This is a genomic window from Scopulibacillus darangshiensis, from assembly GCF_004341035.1.
Taxonomy (GTDB): Bacteria; Bacillota; Bacilli; order Bacillales; family Sporolactobacillaceae; genus Scopulibacillus; species Scopulibacillus darangshiensis.
Genome location: NZ_SLXK01000001.1, coordinates 122,425 through 139,426 on the forward strand (window position 1 = coordinate 122,425; position 17,002 = coordinate 139,426).

Sequence of the window (17,002 nt, forward strand, 5' to 3'; positions counted from 1 at the left end):
TTTTCCAAAAAGGTGCGGGTGTAGTTTAGTGGTAAAACAAGAGCCTTCCAAGCTCTGGTCGTGGGTTCGATTCCCATCACCCGCTCCATCTATTGTCCCAGTAGCTCAGCTGGATAGAGCAACAGCCTTCTAAGCTGTGGGTCGGGGGTTCGAATCCCTCCTGGGACGCCATTACATTAAATTAGAAGACGTTTGAATAAAGTTAAAATACTCATGAATGTTGATTTAAAGGCATTCATGAGTATTTTTAATAAAATAAGAACACGTTTGAAAAAGATATAAAATAGGAACCGTTTTACACATTTTTTACACAACCATGTTCTCAAATACATCTGCTGTTTTTTCTTCATCTTGTTCACGAAGTTCTTTAACGATATGAGTGTATGTGTTCATTGTGGTTTCAATGTCGGCATGTCCCAAACGTTCTGATACGTAGTATAGTGATACCTGCTGGTATAGTAACACGCTTGCGTGGGTATGTCTTAAACCGTGTACACTAATTTGTCGTTCGATTTCTAATTCTTTCAATAGGTTTTTTAATAATTTATTGGATCCTGTGTTGCTGATGACATTATATTTGGAACTAGGGCTGAAAAACACAAGCCTGTGAATGTTATCTGGGGTTAATTCAAATAATCTTTTAAAGGCTTGCATCGTTTTATGATCCATTTTAATTTTACGAACAGACTGGTCGTTTTTAGTCGGGCCAAAACCTTTGTGCATCTTTTTGGTATAACCCCATGTTTTATCAATGTTGATCTCGTTTTTATCAAAGTTAAAATCTTTTCGTGTGAGGCCCATCATTTCCGCGTAACGCATTCCAGAGGTCAAACCGAGTAAAAGTACATAATAACTCAAACCTTTCTCTAAACGCTTATATAGCTCTTTTAACAACGTCTCGCTATCCCCAAAGTTCAAATGCTTTTCTTCTGGACGTTTTTCTTTATTATCACCGGAGATAATCGCCCCCCTTGTAAAATCCACACGAATTACCCCTTCGTCAACCGCGTCCCTCACACAAGCCCTTATATGGGTGTTCAGCTTGCGTGTCGTTGACTTAGCATGTTTCTTAGCATATTCGTTTAAAAACTCCTGATAGGAGCGTTTATTGATCTCCTGGATAGGTTTATTGCCGAAGTATTCCCGAATGGATTGAAGCGTATCGTTGTAGCGTGCCCGTGTATTATCTCCAATGCCTGATTTATAAACTTTAACCCACGACTCAAAGTAATCATCAAAGGGTTCGAATTTTAGCTGTGGAACTACACCTTTACGCAATTCAGCTTCTATTTCAGCAGCGGCCACTTCGGCTTCTTTTTTTGTTTTAAACCCACCCTTTCGGATGGGCTTTGGTTTGTGACTGATTGTATATTGCCAAGATGGTTTTTTCTTCGTCCCTCGGTTTGTATAGCTTGCCATGATATTTCCCCCTTACTAATTTAAAACAACAGAATACCAAACGACTTTTGCGTAGATCTTAAGATCGTTTGCAGTGTCATAAGGAACAACTATATCTCTAAATTTCTTGTTTGTTGATTCAGGGCTAAATACAAGGACCTTGTCCTCTTCATCTCTTCTTACTCGTTTCATGCTGTATTCTCTGTCATGACTAAAAATAACAATGTCATCATCTTTCATTTCTAAGTAGCTAATAGGTTTGGCAACAACAAATGATCCATCTGGAACAACTTTATTCATGCTTTCACCGTTAACTTTCATGGCAAACAAACTTGTGCTGTTTTGATGCTTACCCAGTAGCTCTTTTTGTATGGTCAAGTGCTCCACATTATCCTTAGTGATACCTTCCACTGTGGCAAGTGCACCAGCTGCAATTGACCCGTAAAGAGGGATAGAACTTTTATCTTGAATTTCGCTTTCAAGTGTTTCAAGAACATGATTAGAAAACCTTGGATCGAGCACCTCTTTTGAGACCCCTAACGCATCTGCTATCTTTTGACTATTTCCTGGATTAGGAGTCGATGTACCTTTGAAATAACCATTCAATGTAGTCTTTTTAATCCCTGTTTTTTCTGCTAGGTCTGCTTGTGTCATTTTTTGAGATTCTGTTAGGGTTGTTAGATTGTTAGAAATGGTTTCTCTAATTTTTTTATCTATACTTGTTTGAGCTGGTCTAGGCATAATTTACGACTTCCTTCCTTATTATCTACTTTCTATATTATATCGAATAAATTCGTATTTGCAATAGTATTTTAGTAGATTTATTAATATTAGTACGAATTTATTCGTTGACAGTACGATTTAATTCGTATAATATGAAGTTAAGCCAAGAAAGGAGGAAAACAAAAATGTTGCAGATTACATTAGGAGCAGCAAGACATAACGCTGGGTATACACTTAAAGAAGCAGCTTGTTTATTCGGTATTCACCCTCAAACACTATCATCTTATGAGAAAGATTCATCGAAAGTTTCTTTTGAGTTTATTGAAGACATACCTAGAGTTTATCATATGCCAAAGTCTGCTATTTTTTTTGGCAATGAGTACGAGTTTATTCGTACAATACGAAACAAGCAAGTTGTATAAAAGAAAGGGGCTTGAAATAAAATGACTATTCAAGCTGCGCAACAACTGAATGTCGCTTTAACTATTCCGATTCCTTCTGATTCCGTTTTAATTTCTAAAGTTGAGTTGGAGGAGTTAAAGCAGAAAGATTTAACGGGCGTCTACTGGAACATGAAGGACTTAGAAAAACGGACCAATCGGAAATCGGAATGGATAAAGGATAACATTCTTTATCCATCAAGGTTTCGCAAGATTTTGGATAGTGACAATGGCGGTTTTGTCTTTTATCCCAAATCAAAAGGTCAAACATGGTCTTTCCAAGCTTCTAAAATGTCGGAGTTTCTGGACAAAAAATTTAGTAGTATTTTTGCGGGGAGGTGATCTAATGATCTCAACAAAATATTTCGTCGACTTGCTAAGGAGTTACGAAAGAAAGGATGGTTTTGATAATTACTTTATCGGCGTTGTAAAGTCTGTGGCCGATCTCGGAACAATCGACGATTTAAAAGCTGTTGTCGCTGAGTACGAAAAAATCAGATCAGAAAAGGGGTAACTGAAAAATTTTTAATCCGAATCTAGTAGATCATTTCACTCTATTAATTATCTTGATTGCTTTAATAGGTTTCCTGCTTCTAGTAGCTATCTATTATATGATGAATGATTAATTTTAAGGAGGTGAAAACATGAACCCTATATTAATGCAACACGGCATTGAATGGTTAGGAGAAACAGAGGGTCAACGCAGCAAAAAGCTACAATCAGAAGTTTTACTATACAGCTGTATGAAGCTAGTAAGTGTGGAAGTCGATGCGAGGGAGGTTGAAGAATATTGCTCACAAAAGGCATGACACTAACAGATCCACAGGAATATGAACCCCGTGAAATATCCACATGTGATGGCTGCGGATTTTGCATTGTGGAAGGTGATGAGATGGTTGATATGGGAAGCGTTCATCTTCATGACAGTTTTAATTGTTTTAAGGATTATATTTATCACGATGGGATTAGAAAGATTGCTGGGCAAGAATAAGGAGGGTATTTATGGAAAATTACAACCCTAGTGGGTTTGGGAAACACACCGTTAAATTAAAGTTTTTATATGAAAATGCCAAAGCTGAAGTCATCGCTGAAATGGGTGGTAATGTCTGTGGTGGATCAATATTAAACGGATTTACGGATTTAGATTGTGGGATTACTGCTAGATCAAAAGAAAGTGTCAATCGAAAACACTGTAGGTTTTTCTTAGATGACCTTCAGGAAAATCGTAAGTTTGCAGAGGTTGAGGGGATATATTTCTTTTATCCAAATAGCGATTCGTTAGAAATGGACATCGAAGACGCAACTGATTATCTCATAAGTGTTGAAATTATATATTACGAAAATGAAGAATGACACGCGGGAACGTGTCACAGGAAATTAAGAATTAACTTTTTCATATTATATCACAAATAACGGAGGTTATACATTGAAACTCTATGCTCTCACAGACTCTTACCAACGTCTCCTTGAATCCACAGAGGATGTTGATTCTGATACTTATCAAGACACACTAGAATCCATTGAAGATGCTATTGAGGATAAATGCGAAAACACCGCTAAGGTCATAAAAACCATCGAAGCTGAAGCTAAAGCCCTAAAGGATGAAGAAAAGCGATTGAGTGACCGTCGGAAAGCTTTAGAAAATCGGGCAAGAAACATGAAAGAATATTTAAAACAAAATTTGATGGCTGCAGGAATGGAAAAAATAAAGGGTCCGCTTTTGACTGTCTCAATACAAAATAATCCACCTACAGTACATGTGTCGAATGAAGGAATTATTCCACAAGAATTTTTTATTCAACCTAACCCTGTCCTTAACAGAAAAGCTTTGCTAAATCATCTAAATTCAGGTAGTGATGTTGAAGGAGTTGAAATTAGGCAGGGTCAGTCATTAAGGATAAGGTGAGGTGAAATAAATGGCTTTCCAAGTACAAAGAGCCCGTCGTGAGAAAATGAAAGCTGTGGTCGGATTCATCGGCTGCAGCGGAAGTGGAAAAACGGCAGGGGCATTGTTAACAGCATACGGCATGATGAAAGAAGCCCATCCACATATTGATGATGACGAGATATGGGCCAAGATTGGTGTAGTTGACACTGAGCATGGACGGGCTAAGTTATATGCTGATTTGAAATTTGATGATACATTGATTGGCCAGTTTCTTCATGTGGATTTTGATCCGCCCTACTCCACAGCGCGGTATAACGAAGCTGTAATTGCTTTAAAAGGTGCTGGATGTGAAGTCATAATTGTGGACAGTCTATCCCACAATTGGCAGGGAGAGGGTGGAATAGTTGAAACACATGGTCAAATGGCCGGGAACTCATTTCAGAATTGGGGGAAGCTTGCACCGGAGACAACGCAGCTTATCAAAACGTTAACAAGAAATGATGTCCACATACTAACGACACTTAGGACTAAGCAAGAATATGTTGTGGAATCAAACAGCGATGGGAAAATGGCCCCCCGTAAAGTCGGGACAAGGCCAGTGCAAAAAGATGAAATGGAATATGAGTTTATGCTTAATTTTAATATTGGCATCGATCACGTGGCTGAAACATCAAAGGACAATACCAGGATGTTTGAAGGCGAGCAAATAAAGATCACTCCAGAAGTTGGTCACAAGCTTTACCAGTGGCTTGAAAAAGGTGTGGATGTAAAAGCGGAAGAAGCCGCTGAGAGGACAAGCCTTATCAACGAAATAAAAGATATTGCCTTGCACAGTATCGAAGCGCAAAAGAAAGTTGAAGAATTTGAATTCAAGGCAAATATGAAACTTGACGATTTTAATATCAGGCTGGCAAACGCCGCTTTAGATAGATTACAAACTTTTAAATCCAAGGAGGACAAATAATTATGTTTAAAATCGACCACTCACAAGTTAAGGAATTTGAACCAATCAAGCCAGGTGAATATGAGGTTATACCTGTTAATTATGAATTAAAAACCGCAAAGTCAGGAAGCAATATGGTTGTTGTTGATTATGAAATCCGTTCTGATGTGGACCAGCCAAACCAAGGTCAAAAGATTTTATACGATAACTTCGTTGTTACAGAAAATTCAATGTGGCGTTTCCAGTCAGCTTCTAAGGCCGCGCAATTCCCAGATGGTGTTGAATTTTCATCTTATAAAGAATGGGCAGATGCTTTTATCAATAAGCCGTTAAGGGTTGTAGTAGGAGAGCAAGACGGAAACAATGGCAAGAAATACCCACAGGTAAATGTTTTTAAAGAGTCTGAAGCAGCACCTATGGAACAAGTTAATATCAGTGAATCGGATGTGCCGTTTTAAGCCAAAGACATTGAATAAATGGGGGAGTTTTTCTCCCCTTCCCAAGGAGGGTAGCAATGAATTTCAACAATATACCAATCGAATTACAAAGCTCTCCGCAATGGATTCTTTGGCGATCTGAAGAACGAGAAGGTAAACCGACTAAGGTTCCATATCAATCTAACGGTTACATGGCAAAATCGAACGATAAGAAAACATGGTCAACTTTTCAAACGGCTACCGCTTCCTACGAAAACGGCGGATTTGATGGAATTGGCTTCATGTTTTCGAAGGATGATCCTTTTATAGGAGTTGACATTGATCACTGTGTTAGGGACGGGGAACTATCCACACTAGCAAATTATGTTGTGGATTTAATGGATTCGTATACAGAGTTTTCCCCCAGCGGTGAAGGTGTCCATGTCATTGTAAAAGGCGAATTGCCCATTAAAACAGGGACAGGAAAGAAAAATCCCAAAATAGGCCTTGAGGTATATAGGCACGGCAGATACTTCACTTTTACTGGCGACTCCTTAGATATCGGTGAGGTTAACGAACGGTCGGATGAGTTACGCATACTTTTTCAAGATTATTTTGAAGAAAAGAAACCCATTCAGAAACAGCAGCCAATTAATGTAACACCATCTACTGATAATCTATCGAATTCTGAATTATGGAATAGGATGTTTGATAGTCGAAAAGGTAGTGATATACAGGCTTTATTTCAAGGACAGTTAATCAATGGTGACCATTCATCCACAGATATGGCTTTGTGTAATCACTTGGCATTCTGGACAGATAAAGACGCAGCCAAAATGGATAGCATGTTCCGAGAATCAAATCTTTACCGGGAGAAATGGGATAAACAGCACTCGTCTGATGGCAGTACATACGGGCAAATGACCATCAATGAAGCCATACAGACAACACCATCAACAATATCTGAATTGTTAGATCAACAGGAATATAGAAAGCCATATGAGGTTTACATTTCAACAGATGACACTAACACTTTTTCCAATGAAAATGATAACCAAGATGAAAAAAAGCCATTTTTCCGCCTTACCGAATTAGGAAATGCTGAACGGCTTGTTTATCACCATGGTAAAAATATTCGATACTGTAATGAGCTTGAATGGCTTGTGTGGAACGGAAAGTATTGGGAAGAGGACAACAAGAGACAAATCGAATCAATAGCCGCCGGGACCTTCAGAAAGCTTTATAAAGAAGCTGCTGAAACTGATGAGGATGATAAGACCAGGCGCAAGCAATTATATGAATGGGCGCAGAAATGCGAACGGCGGTCAGTACGGATCAATAGTATATTGGATTCTCGTCCTATGGTATCCGTCAAGAAAAATGAGTTTGATTCCCACAAATTTTTGTTCAACTGCGAGAACGGAATTGTGGATTTAAAAACAGGGAAAATCATGCCACATGATAGGGGAAAGCTTTTCACTAAAATTTCTCATGTTGCTTATGAAAAAGATGCTGATTGTCCAAATTGGAAAGCATTTTTAGAAAGTATTTTCAAAGATGAATCCGGTAATGTCGACCATGAGGTTATCAATTTTATGCAGAAAGCTGTTGGATACTCCCTTACTGGTGACATAAGCGAACAAGTTATGTTTTTCCTTTTCGGCAACGGGCGAAATGGTAAATCTACTTTTATCAATACCGTACAAACCTTATTAGGTGATTACGGACGGCAGACAAATAGCGATACCTTTATCAAAAAGAAAAATGACAATGCTATCAATAATGACATTGCAAGATTAGACGGCGCCCGATTTGTCTCAGCTGTGGAAAGTGAAGAGGGGCAGCAACTGTCGGAGTCGCTGGTAAAGCAGATCACCGGCGGCGAAAAGATGTCCGCTCGTTTCCTTAGACAAGAATTTTTCGAGTTTGCACCGGAATTCAAAGTTTTCTTTACCACAAATCATAAACCAATAATTAAAAATAACGACACAGGTATTTGGCGTAGGGTCCGGCTTATCCCTTTTACTGTAACAATACCTAAAGAGGACATTGACAAAGATTTACCAAAGAAACTCGAAAAAGAAATGCCTGGTATCCTTCGTTGGGCTGTGGAAGGGTGTCTGAAGTGGCGGGCAGAGGGTTTGGGAGAACCCGAGGCTGTCAAGCAAGCCACAGAAGGATATCGTCAAGATATGGATATTATGGGCCCATTCATACAAGAAAAATGCATTGTCCATTCTTCCGTCAGTGTGGAGGCCAAGGAATTGTATGAAGAATACAAAGACTGGTGTTTCAAAAACAATGAATTTGAATTTAAAAATAGGGCTTTTTACAGACAAATAGAAACCAGGGGGTTTAAAAAAGTTAGGGGGAACTTTAATAAAAACTATTTTTCCGGCCTGGGGTTGATCAGACAAAACTTAGAAAAATCCAAGAATATGGGTATAATAGGAAATTTGGATGAGGAAGGAGATTTAAAAAGTAACAAAAGTAACAAAAACAAGGTCACAAATATTAATAGAAAAAGACTCTGAAACTATTGGTATATCAATGTTTTTAATAGATTGTAAATATATGGTGTTACTTTTGTTACTTAAATTACCTGTTCCATTCCCATGAGGATTTTAAAACTAAATAAATATACGTACTCTTTATAGAGCCGAATAGGAAAAAAGGTAACAAAAGTAACAAAATTGCCAGAAACGTTGATATGACGGGCTTCGTGCTTGTTACTTTTTAAAATCAAAAAGTAACACCATATTTTGTAAATTAAACTGAAGGTGATAATTTGCATCCTAAAACATTATGCTCTGATTTTGCCAAAATGGGATCTCCGATAGTTTTAGACGGTGATGATCTGTATATCGAGAATCCAGAAAATATTTACCATGAGCTTGAGCGCTTGGCTAAGTCATACAAGCGGAGGATTATAAAACACTTACAAGGTGATTATTCAATAAAGGACCATGCCTTATATCAGACCATCGACAAGATTGTGGATTACATGTCCGGCTGTTCGAACAAGGCTATCAATGACTGGCTTTATAAAGACTATGAATCCGTGGACAAGATTATGACACTCTTAAAAATGTTTTATGAAAATGGTTGGAAAAAGTTTGATGAACCAGTCGTAAACTTTGAAACCCCAGGTACTGATAGATTATCTCAAGAAATATTTGACCGGGCTATGTCGCATTTTAAGGGGGCATAAATTGAACGCAATACATTATCATTACAAGTTTACTGATAAGGAATTAAAAGCTGTTCTGGACACCCTCATCATCACTGTGGATACCAGGGAGCAAAGAAACCAACACATATTAGATTATTTCAGAAAAAAAGATGTAGCATTCAAATTCCAAACAATGAAAACTGCTGACTATTCCGCAGTCATCCCACAAAACATTGAATTAGGTATCACCAGGGATTTATTTTTAAATGCAGCCATTGAAAGGAAAAACGGTGTCAATGAACTTGTTGAATCGATTAAAGATAGATCAAGATTCGAGAATGAATTGATTAGAGCTTCCCGTCATCCATTCATCCTCATTGTGGAAGACCTGGAGGGATATCAAAAAATATTGAATGGTAACTATCGGTCAAAGTATGATCCAAAAGCATTGCTTGGCAGTTTAAAAACGTTTGAAGCACGTTATAACTTTTCAACTGTATTTATCAATCCAACTACTAGTGGTAATTACATCTTCCATTCTATGTTATACCGCGCTCGTGAAATGTTGAAAGGTGGAATCTAAATGATGCCCTCCGAACGCGAACAAATGATTGAAATACTCACCATGTTATCGGGATACGCCAAAGAATATTGGGAGAAGCAGACGGATGAGAAATTGGAACAGGAATATCAGGAACGTTTGAATAAATAATCGCCCATTGTGGGCAAATGGAGGAATGAAGGATGGTATCAGGTTCGAAAACAGAATTAACAAAGGAACTAGAAGCATTTATTGATGACAATGAGGACTATATTGGACCAAAGTTACATGAGCAATTAGTGGGAATTTATGAGCAGTTAAATAATGATGCTACAGATTTAGATGCCGAGTTGGAAGAAGCTAAGGAGGACATTAAAAAATTAGAAAGTGAGGTTGATAGATTGGGGGATGCGGCGGAATGACACTCACCGAACACCTATACGCTTACTGTCAGTTAATTGCACATGGTTATAGTGTGGACGAGGCTAAGGAGATTATTGAGGAAATTAAAAGGAAAATGGAAACTGAGTTGGAGAGGGTTGTGGAGGATTGATGAAGTCCATTGAACTATTCGCCGGGATAGGGGGAATTTCTTTAGCTGCTGAATGGGCAGGGATTGAGACTATAGCTTTCTGTGAGAGAGAACCATTCCCACAAAAGGTACTAAAGAAACACTGGCCAGGCGTTCCGATATTTGATGATGTATGTACTTTAAATAGACAAGTCTTAGAAGAATCAGGGGTGATTGAACGTGGAGGAACAGTTGACATTATCTCGGGAGGATGGCCATGCCAGCCATTTGCCACAGTTAATAGAAAACGAAAAGGAAGTGGCGATGAAAGATATTTGTGGCCGGAAATGTTCAGACTCATTGACGAACTTAGACCAAATTGGGTTGTTGGTGAGAATGTTGCAGACTTCTCCCGATCTGATGAACATGAACAAGTCCACAAAGACCTGGAAAGTATCGGTTACCAAACACAACCGTTCATTATGGCGGCTTCAACAGTCGGTGCGCCGCACAGGAGATACAGGACGTTCATTGTTGCCTACACCAGCAACAAGTCAGAACCACAAACCAATAAGGCCATTAGCACCAAGCGAAAAGAAAGGGACTCATGGCGTGATCTTGCCCGGTGGTATCGGAGAAAGGTACCCGGATCTTATTGGGATGTATATAAACCCGGAGTACCTGGAGTGGATGATGGGATTCCCGATAGGGTGGACAGAAGTGGAGTCTTAGGAAACGCCGTAGTGCCACAGCAGATTTACCCGATATTTAAAGCGATTATTGATATTGAAGGAGGATGCAGGGATGGAAGCAGGGCGTGAGTGCCCCATTTGCTGTGGTTGCGGTTGGGTTGAAGATTTTCCAGAGATTGTTGAATGTCTAGAATGTGACGGTACAGGTGCAATCAATCCAGACTTGTTGGAAGGTGGTGGCTGTGGTGAATGAACCACTCTGTCCTATCTGTGGAGATGAAATGAAACATTGGAACCAAGGAATCTATGAATGTCCTGACTGCAACATAATGGTTGATAAGGACTGCTTGGATGGTGAACCAGATGGAAGATAGGCTGAAAGAGATAAAAGAAAACTATTCCAACGCCATTGATATAGCATTATCAGACGGTGGTACATTACCTTCTTATGACATTGATGTTGCTGATATGAATTGGTTGATTAATTGCATTGAACAGCAACAGAAGGAAAATGATTCGTTAAGATGGGATTTGACAAGGGTTCGCGCTATTGTAGGGAAATCGGAGTATACCAATCAGACACATAGTGTTTATGATATTGTCCAGAAAGCATTAAAAAGGCGGTGAACCAATGCAAACACTATTAAAGAAAACCGTCCGCAGTGGCGACAAGCATAAATTCGACAAAGAATATAACCAAGCCTTGGACGAAGGATGGACACCCAAAGACGAGACTAGAGTTATGCATGGGCAGTATGGATCATTTTACATGGCGGTGTTTGGGAAATGAATCGGCATGACGCACGCAGGGAGCTCACAAGGCTCCTTGCGACACAGAAGACTGTCCGAATATCTAGGCTAAGGAAGCTATTAAATATCATAGACATAGACGGCTGTGAGCGGCAGAGGGTGCAGATGGGTAAGAAGATTAAGAGGATTAAGAGGATGAGAGGGGTAAGGTAGATGGATTTACCAAAACTTTATGACATGCAAAAGCAATTGGATGACCGCATTATTCAAAAACATGGGCTTGAAAGTCAGGATCTTTTACCAAATTTAATTTTATCTCTACAGGTTGAAGTCGGTGAATTCTGTAACGAATGGCAGGGGTTTAAGCATTGGAAGGTTAATCCCAAACCCAAGCTTGGATTGCTTGAAGAGTGCGTAGATTGCTTACATTTTATTCTAAGTATCGGTAATGCTAAGGGTTACAGAGGGTATTTGGAAGTGTCGAAGTCGTCTGACCTTATAAAAGAGTTTAATAGTCTTTTTAATAAAATTGGAGACTTTTGGTTTTGGCCAAGTAAGAAAAATTATATGATCATATTCGGAATCTTTATGAATATCACAGAAATGCTTGGATTCACACGGAAGGATATTTTACGGGGTTACATTGATAAAAACACCGTAAATCACACGAGACAAGTTAATGGCTACTAACATCACCATAACAGACTCTCGCCCTCTGTGGATTAGGAGGGAGGATGCGTTGGCACTCTGTCAGCGTTGCCCTCTTTATCGCAAATGCTCATCAAGATTAGGTTCTGAGTGTAATCGATTCGGTGGTACTGAAATACCAAAACTAAGGTATAGGAGTGGTCGATAATGCCAGCAATAGGTGATCAGGTTAAATATGGTGGATGTCTAGCTAAGGTCATTGATATGGACGAAAACGGGGTTAATCTAGAAATGGATGTCACGGGTCAATCAGTGTGGACGGCACATGGTAGCTGCGAACCCGTCATTTACATTAGCCAACCTAAACAACTTCCGGGTCAAGATAACGAAATATTGCAAAATGTTCGTGCTCTGATTGATCAGCAGACATTGAAAGGTTTAGAAAAATATGGGGCGACTGTTAACCCTGACGATTACAGTCTCATAGAGTGGATTGATCACGCCCAACAGGAATCAATGGATCATATCATTTACCTGGAAACTATCAAAGTAAAACTGAGGACAATTCTATGATGATGAACAGAAAGAATCATGATACCTTCGTCCAAATCGGCAATCTATTGGAAAAGCGTCGGGAATTGCATGAAAAGGGTAAGGACCTTACGGAAATTGAAGCTGAATTATTAACATTAGGTAATACTTTGTGGAATAAACCATACGTCCCAAAAGTTATAAAGAAAAAGAGAATATTTCTTGACACGGAAAAAATTATAAGCATGTACAAAGAAGGATATACAAGCCAAGAATTAGCAAATCATTTTAAGTGTCATGTTACATCCATTCGTAATCATCTTAGAAAGAACTTCCCAGACTACAACGAGACAGCTAATCGTGGCAGAACAAAGGATAAAAGAGTTGACAAAAATGAAGTTGTCAGGCTGAGAAACAAAGGTGTTAGCGCAAGAGAACTATCCGAGAAATTTAAATGCGATATAGCTTATATCTACAGGATTGTTAAGAAACACAAAGAAAGCGTGGGGTGATGCGATTGACAACAGCAATTAAGCCGCGTCCAGCAACATTTAAACACATCGAAGCAGAATTATATGGTTATCATGAAACAAAGAAAGAGATTAGACGGCTTAGAGAAGAAATCCTATCAGGCGGACAAAGGGATGATGATGACAACACTGGAGCAGGATCTAACTCCACAAGAACTCCAGGGAGACCGACAGAACGGATCGCCACAAGGTTAATGACTGATAAGCGCCTTCGTAACTTAGAAGAGATTGTGGAAGCTATAGACAATATCTATGATAGCGTTCCAGATCATTATAAAGAAATGATTAATATCAAGTATTGGAGCAACAAAAACTTCAAATGGTCAGAGGTTGCAAATGAATGTTTTGTCCATCCCAATACAGCTACTAAGATGCGAAGCGAGGTCATTACATTGATTGCAGACAAATTAGGATGGCGTTAGTGTGATAACATTGTGATTTTTGCCTGCAAATCTATTATATAATGTTAGTATCAAAGTTTATCCTTTTCCATTGTTTCCTTCTCCTCTCGAAAGGCGCTCACAAATCGTGTGGGTGCCTTTTTATATTGTAATCAAAGATGGTGATGATCTTGGATAAGACCAAGCCAATTAAAAATAAAAAGAATAAAACAATTAAACTATCTGATGCTGATCTGCGTGAGTTGATGGGTATGGATAGAGATACTTATAAGCGCCATAAGGGTGCGATTAGGCGGAGGTGATTGAGTGTGAGCGATTATGTAGAATTTGGTGGTGAACCATCACCATTGTTGCGAATAGAGTTAGATAAGATCGGTAGTGTACCTAGAGTTACTTATAAAGGTGAGGAGATCAATAATAAGGTATGCATTTCATTTGATTGGCAGACAGCGGATGATAAAGGTATAAGATCTCCTTACATCCGTATTGAGCGCATTGAAACAGATAGTAATGGAAGACCATTTTATAAAGCCGAAAGGATTAATTCACCCGATGCCTAACAAACCCAAACGACCATGTAACTATCCAACATGCGGACAACTTACCACTGACAGCTACTGTGAACTACACAAGCAAGAGCGTCACGCCTACGATAAGCAACGCGGTAATGCAGCACAACGCGGCTATGACAGCCGATGGCAAAAGGCAAGGAAAACTTATCTTGCCAAACATCCATTGTGTTTACATTGCTTAGATCATGGTGTGTATGCCGCTGCAACAGTAGTTGACCATATTACACCCCATAAGGGTGACAAGACATTGTTCTGGGATTCAAAAAACAATTGGCAGCCGTTATGTGAGATGCACCACAATCGCAAGACCGCGAGGGAAGATATGGGAAGTTGGTGAGGGTAGGGGGGAGTAAATCGCTGGTAATCCCTTCCTAAAAGACCGCATGCCCCTCAAGTACACACAAAAATCCGTTTTTGAAATATTTTTAAAGGAGGTGTAATCGATGCCTGGAAGAAATAAACAACCATTGGCTGTTATTCAGGGAAAAGGTAAGTCCCATCATCTTACAAAAGATGAGATTTCCAAGCGGAAAAAACAAGAAGATGCGATGAATGGATTTACCGACAACATAGCTCCTCCTAAATATTTGACTAAAGTTCAAAAAAGAGAGTTTGAAGAAATAGCCAAGGAATTATTGCGGCTTAACATTTTTAGTAATTTGGACGTTGATAGTCTGGCGCGTTATATTGATTCACGAGATCAATATATTCAGCTAATCAAAAATATTAAAAAGGTAAAGCCGACAATTGAAGCCCATCAAGAGGATGGTACGAAAATAACTATAGCCAACGATGATTATCCAAAACTAATGCGTACAAAAAACTTATTATTCAATGAGTGCCGTTCTGCTGCCGGTGATTTAGGCTTAACGATTACATCTCGTTTAAAATTGGTTATTCCGAAAACGGAATATGAAAAACCGAAAAGTGAAGCTGAAAGGCGCTTTGGTGGCCGCTTGTGAATTGGGTTCTTGAACGCGTATTCAGCTATTGCGACGACATATTAAACGGCAAGATAAATGCATGTAAAAAACATATATGGGCGGTTAAACGCTTTATAAAGGATTTTGAGGATTGTCAAAAAGATGACAGTCCTTTTTATTTTGACGAAGAAGTTGCGGAAGACTTTTATTGGTTTGCACGAGAGTTTAAACATGTTGAGGGTGTATTAGCAGGCGAACCCGTCGAGTTAACTGATTATCAATTATTTAAAGCGGTCAATATTTTTTGCTTTAAAAAGCGACATAATAATGCCAGGCGATTTAGAAAAATTTATGATCAAGTCGCTCGTAAGAATGCCAAATCGCAATTCCTAGCCATTGTTAGTGCGTATATCAATTTTCTTGGAGAAGAAAAACAACGTGCATTTATAGCGGGATGGACCCGAGACCAGTCGTCAGAAGTTTATGAAGCTGTGAGAACTGGGATTCAATCAAGCGAATTACTAGAAGGTAAATGGAAAGAAGCATACGGAAAGATTGAAATTTTAAGGAATCATTCTGTTATCATTCCGCTTTCAAAAGAAGCAAGAAAAACAGGCGATGGTAAAAACCCTTCTGTTGGAATTGTGGACGAATATCACGCCCATGAAACTAGCGAAATTTACGATGTTCTTGTATCAGGAATGGTAGCCAGGAAAGAACCTTTAATGTTTATTATTACAACAGCGGGATTTGATTTGTCTAGACCATGCTTTCGAGAATATGAATATGTTAGTAATATACTAGATCCAGATTCCGAAGTTGAAAATGATGATTATTTCGTAATGATTTGTGAGCTTGATAAAGATGATGACATTAAAAACGAATCGAACTGGATAAAAGCCAATCCAATTGTAGCAACTTATCCCGAAGGCATCGAATCAATTAAATCAGAATTAAAAATAGCATTAGAAGTTCCTGAAAAAATGCGATCATTTCTTACTAAAAATATGGATATATGGGTTGATATGAAGGAAAACGGCTATATGCCGATGAGTAAATGGGATGAATGTGGTGTAGATGAGGCGCCGGATGTGAAAGAATTTATGCTTTTCCCCGGTCTTGACTTATCGCAAACCACAGACTTAACAAGTATTGGAATGGTTTTTAATCTTGGTGATGGTAAATATCACATAAGGCAACACTCATTCATGCCTGAAGAAAAATTTAAAGAGCGAATGCGAACGGATAAAGTCAGGTATGATCTGTGGGCTGACCAGGGTTATCTTACGTTGACGCCTGGATCCGTCGTGGATTACAACTATATTGAATCATATATCATCAATCTCAGGAGTGAAGGATTTTACATCGTAGAGGTCCCATATGATAAATGGAACGCGTCCCATCTTGCTCAAAATTTAGAGAATGAAGGTTTTCTTCCAGTGGAAATTCCACAGGCTATTAGACAATTATCAGAGCCGACAAAGTCGTTTAGAACAGAGGTATTCCAAAAAAATATTACACATGAAAAGGATCCTCTTCTTAGATGGGCCATAAATAACGCTGTACTTAAGATAGATGATCAGGAAAATATTATGATTAGTAAATCAAAATCAAAAAACAGAATTGACCCTATTGCTGCAGTTATTAACGGTTTCGCTCGCGCCCGGGTTGCTGTACCGGAGGTGAATTTAAATGATCACATCCTTTCTGAAGAATTTTCTTTCTAACACAAAAGAAAAAATGCCAATAATATTAAGGATTCTCGCTCTTTTTGTTGAGGATCTTTTTGTTTTTGTCGGATTTGTTTTTATCGTAAAGGCAACATTTATGTGGAGTGAAACAGCGGGAATCTACTCTATTGGTATTGTTTTGATTTTAGTAGGATTGCTTTTAAGCCGAAAACCTTCGTCAAAAAGGAGGTGA

29 protein-coding genes and 2 tRNA genes are annotated in these 17,002 nt (G+C 38.8%); 29 read left to right on the forward strand and 2 right to left on the reverse strand.

The window, feature by feature from the left end; all coding sequences use genetic code 11:
* The first annotated feature begins 14 nt into the window (after positions 1-14).
* A tRNA-Gly gene (locus EV207_RS00600) sits at positions 15-88 on the forward strand.
* A gap of 6 nt (positions 89-94) precedes the next feature.
* A tRNA-Arg gene (locus EV207_RS00605) sits at positions 95-171 on the forward strand.
* A 135-nt stretch (positions 172-306) separates the two neighbouring features.
* Here EV207_RS00605 and EV207_RS00610 read toward each other — a convergent pair.
* Positions 307-1,419: a tyrosine-type recombinase/integrase gene (locus EV207_RS00610; RefSeq protein WP_132742665.1), complete on the reverse strand. Its 1,113-nt coding sequence runs from the start codon at positions 1,417-1,419 to the stop codon at positions 307-309.
* Positions 1,420-1,434: 15 nt separating this feature from the next.
* Entirely contained in the window at positions 1,435-2,139 is a 705-nt protein-coding gene (locus EV207_RS00615) for a LexA family transcriptional regulator (protein WP_243646896.1), read from the reverse strand.
* A gap of 167 nt (positions 2,140-2,306) precedes the next feature.
* Between EV207_RS00615 and EV207_RS00620 the strand changes: the two genes are divergently transcribed.
* The 27 genes from EV207_RS00620 (at position 2,307) to EV207_RS23820 (ending at position 17,002) form a co-directional block, all read left to right on the forward strand.
* Positions 2,307-2,543: a helix-turn-helix domain-containing protein gene (locus tag EV207_RS00620; protein WP_243646897.1), complete on the forward strand. Its 237-nt coding sequence runs from the start codon at positions 2,307-2,309 to the stop codon at positions 2,541-2,543.
* Positions 2,544-2,564: 21 nt separating this feature from the next.
* Positions 2,565-2,903: a DUF771 domain-containing protein gene (locus EV207_RS00625; protein ID WP_132742666.1), complete on the forward strand. Its 339-nt coding sequence runs from the start codon at positions 2,565-2,567 to the stop codon at positions 2,901-2,903.
* Positions 2,904-2,907: 4 nt separating this feature from the next.
* The gene (locus EV207_RS22880; RefSeq protein WP_165886789.1) at positions 2,908-3,075 is read left to right on the forward strand and encodes a hypothetical protein; all 168 of its coding nucleotides are present in this window, start codon (positions 2,908-2,910) and stop codon (positions 3,073-3,075) included.
* Positions 3,076-3,205: 130 nt separating this feature from the next.
* A complete protein-coding gene (locus EV207_RS22885) occupies positions 3,206-3,370 on the forward strand; it encodes a hypothetical protein (RefSeq protein ID WP_165886790.1) in 165 nt (54 codons plus the stop codon).
* Positions 3,352-3,552: a hypothetical protein gene (locus EV207_RS00630; RefSeq protein WP_132742667.1), complete on the forward strand. Its 201-nt coding sequence runs from the start codon at positions 3,352-3,354 to the stop codon at positions 3,550-3,552. Before EV207_RS22885 ends, EV207_RS00630 begins: the two co-directional genes overlap by 19 nt.
* 11 nt (positions 3,553-3,563) lie before the next feature.
* Positions 3,564-3,914 carry a hypothetical protein gene (locus tag EV207_RS00635; protein WP_132742668.1) on the forward strand — a complete coding sequence of 117 codons (351 nt, stop codon included), beginning with the start codon at positions 3,564-3,566 and terminating at the stop codon, positions 3,912-3,914.
* Between the two features lie 73 nt (positions 3,915-3,987).
* Positions 3,988-4,467 (forward strand): siphovirus Gp157 family protein, encoded by a 480-nt coding sequence (locus tag EV207_RS00640; RefSeq protein ID WP_165886791.1) that lies wholly within the window; start codon positions 3,988-3,990, stop codon positions 4,465-4,467.
* A gap of 10 nt (positions 4,468-4,477) precedes the next feature.
* Complete coding sequence (locus tag EV207_RS00645; protein ID WP_132742670.1) at positions 4,478-5,413, forward strand: AAA family ATPase; 936 nt, start codon at positions 4,478-4,480, stop codon at positions 5,411-5,413.
* Positions 5,414-5,415: 2 nt separating this feature from the next.
* Positions 5,416-5,850: a DUF669 domain-containing protein gene (locus EV207_RS00650; RefSeq protein WP_132742671.1), complete on the forward strand. Its 435-nt coding sequence runs from the start codon at positions 5,416-5,418 to the stop codon at positions 5,848-5,850.
* 56 nt (positions 5,851-5,906) lie between these two features.
* Positions 5,907-8,342: a phage/plasmid primase, P4 family gene (locus EV207_RS00655; protein WP_132742672.1), complete on the forward strand. Its 2,436-nt coding sequence runs from the start codon at positions 5,907-5,909 to the stop codon at positions 8,340-8,342.
* 254 nt (positions 8,343-8,596) lie between these two features.
* Positions 8,597-9,019, forward strand: coding sequence for a hypothetical protein (locus EV207_RS00660; protein ID WP_132742673.1), 423 nt, complete (start codon positions 8,597-8,599; stop codon positions 9,017-9,019).
* A gap of 1 nt (position 9,020) precedes the next feature.
* A complete protein-coding gene (locus EV207_RS00665; RefSeq protein ID WP_132742674.1) occupies positions 9,021-9,563 on the forward strand; it encodes an ERCC4 domain-containing protein in 543 nt (180 codons plus the stop codon).
* Positions 9,564-9,692, forward strand: coding sequence for a hypothetical protein (locus EV207_RS23620; RefSeq protein ID WP_279389148.1), 129 nt, complete (start codon positions 9,564-9,566; stop codon positions 9,690-9,692). It begins immediately after the preceding gene.
* A 32-nt stretch (positions 9,693-9,724) separates the two neighbouring features.
* Positions 9,725-9,943: a hypothetical protein gene (locus tag EV207_RS00670; protein WP_132742675.1), complete on the forward strand. Its 219-nt coding sequence runs from the start codon at positions 9,725-9,727 to the stop codon at positions 9,941-9,943.
* Positions 9,940-10,074, forward strand: a complete 135-nt coding sequence (locus EV207_RS23625; protein WP_279389149.1) for a hypothetical protein — start codon at positions 9,940-9,942, stop codon at positions 10,072-10,074. The genes EV207_RS00670 and EV207_RS23625 overlap by 4 nt, the downstream gene beginning before the upstream one ends.
* Entirely contained in the window at positions 10,074-10,853 is a 780-nt protein-coding gene (locus EV207_RS00675) for a DNA cytosine methyltransferase (protein ID WP_132742974.1), read from the forward strand. Before EV207_RS23625 ends, EV207_RS00675 begins: the two co-directional genes overlap by 1 nt.
* 234 nt (positions 10,854-11,087) lie before the next feature.
* On the forward strand, positions 11,088-11,351 hold the full coding sequence (locus tag EV207_RS00680; protein WP_132742676.1) for a hypothetical protein: 264 nt from the start codon (positions 11,088-11,090) through the stop codon (positions 11,349-11,351).
* A gap of 4 nt (positions 11,352-11,355) precedes the next feature.
* The gene (locus EV207_RS22890) at positions 11,356-11,514 is read left to right on the forward strand and encodes a hypothetical protein (RefSeq protein WP_165886792.1); all 159 of its coding nucleotides are present in this window, start codon (positions 11,356-11,358) and stop codon (positions 11,512-11,514) included.
* Between the two features lie 173 nt (positions 11,515-11,687).
* The gene (locus tag EV207_RS00685) at positions 11,688-12,164 is read left to right on the forward strand and encodes a dUTP diphosphatase (protein WP_132742677.1); all 477 of its coding nucleotides are present in this window, start codon (positions 11,688-11,690) and stop codon (positions 12,162-12,164) included.
* A 165-nt stretch (positions 12,165-12,329) separates the two neighbouring features.
* A complete protein-coding gene (locus tag EV207_RS23335) occupies positions 12,330-12,695 on the forward strand; it encodes a hypothetical protein (protein WP_243646898.1) in 366 nt (121 codons plus the stop codon).
* Positions 12,692-13,165, forward strand: coding sequence for a hypothetical protein (locus EV207_RS00695; RefSeq protein ID WP_132742678.1), 474 nt, complete (start codon positions 12,692-12,694; stop codon positions 13,163-13,165). Before EV207_RS23335 ends, EV207_RS00695 begins: the two co-directional genes overlap by 4 nt.
* A gap of 5 nt (positions 13,166-13,170) precedes the next feature.
* Positions 13,171-13,605 (forward strand): transcriptional regulator, encoded by a 435-nt coding sequence (locus EV207_RS00700; protein WP_243646899.1) that lies wholly within the window; start codon positions 13,171-13,173, stop codon positions 13,603-13,605.
* A gap of 287 nt (positions 13,606-13,892) precedes the next feature.
* Positions 13,893-14,144, forward strand: coding sequence for a lipocalin/fatty acid-binding family protein (locus tag EV207_RS00705; RefSeq protein WP_132742680.1), 252 nt, complete (start codon positions 13,893-13,895; stop codon positions 14,142-14,144).
* Positions 14,137-14,493 (forward strand): HNH endonuclease, encoded by a 357-nt coding sequence (locus EV207_RS00710; protein WP_132742681.1) that lies wholly within the window; start codon positions 14,137-14,139, stop codon positions 14,491-14,493. The genes EV207_RS00705 and EV207_RS00710 overlap by 8 nt, the downstream gene beginning before the upstream one ends.
* A gap of 106 nt (positions 14,494-14,599) precedes the next feature.
* Positions 14,600-15,118: a phage terminase small subunit P27 family gene (locus EV207_RS00715; RefSeq protein WP_132742682.1), complete on the forward strand. Its 519-nt coding sequence runs from the start codon at positions 14,600-14,602 to the stop codon at positions 15,116-15,118.
* On the forward strand, positions 15,115-16,806 hold the full coding sequence (locus tag EV207_RS00720; protein ID WP_132742683.1) for a terminase large subunit: 1,692 nt from the start codon (positions 15,115-15,117) through the stop codon (positions 16,804-16,806). Before EV207_RS00715 ends, EV207_RS00720 begins: the two co-directional genes overlap by 4 nt.
* Positions 16,807-16,819: 13 nt before the next feature.
* Positions 16,820-17,002: a DUF1056 family protein gene (locus EV207_RS23820; RefSeq protein WP_424511330.1), complete on the forward strand. Its 183-nt coding sequence runs from the start codon at positions 16,820-16,822 to the stop codon at positions 17,000-17,002.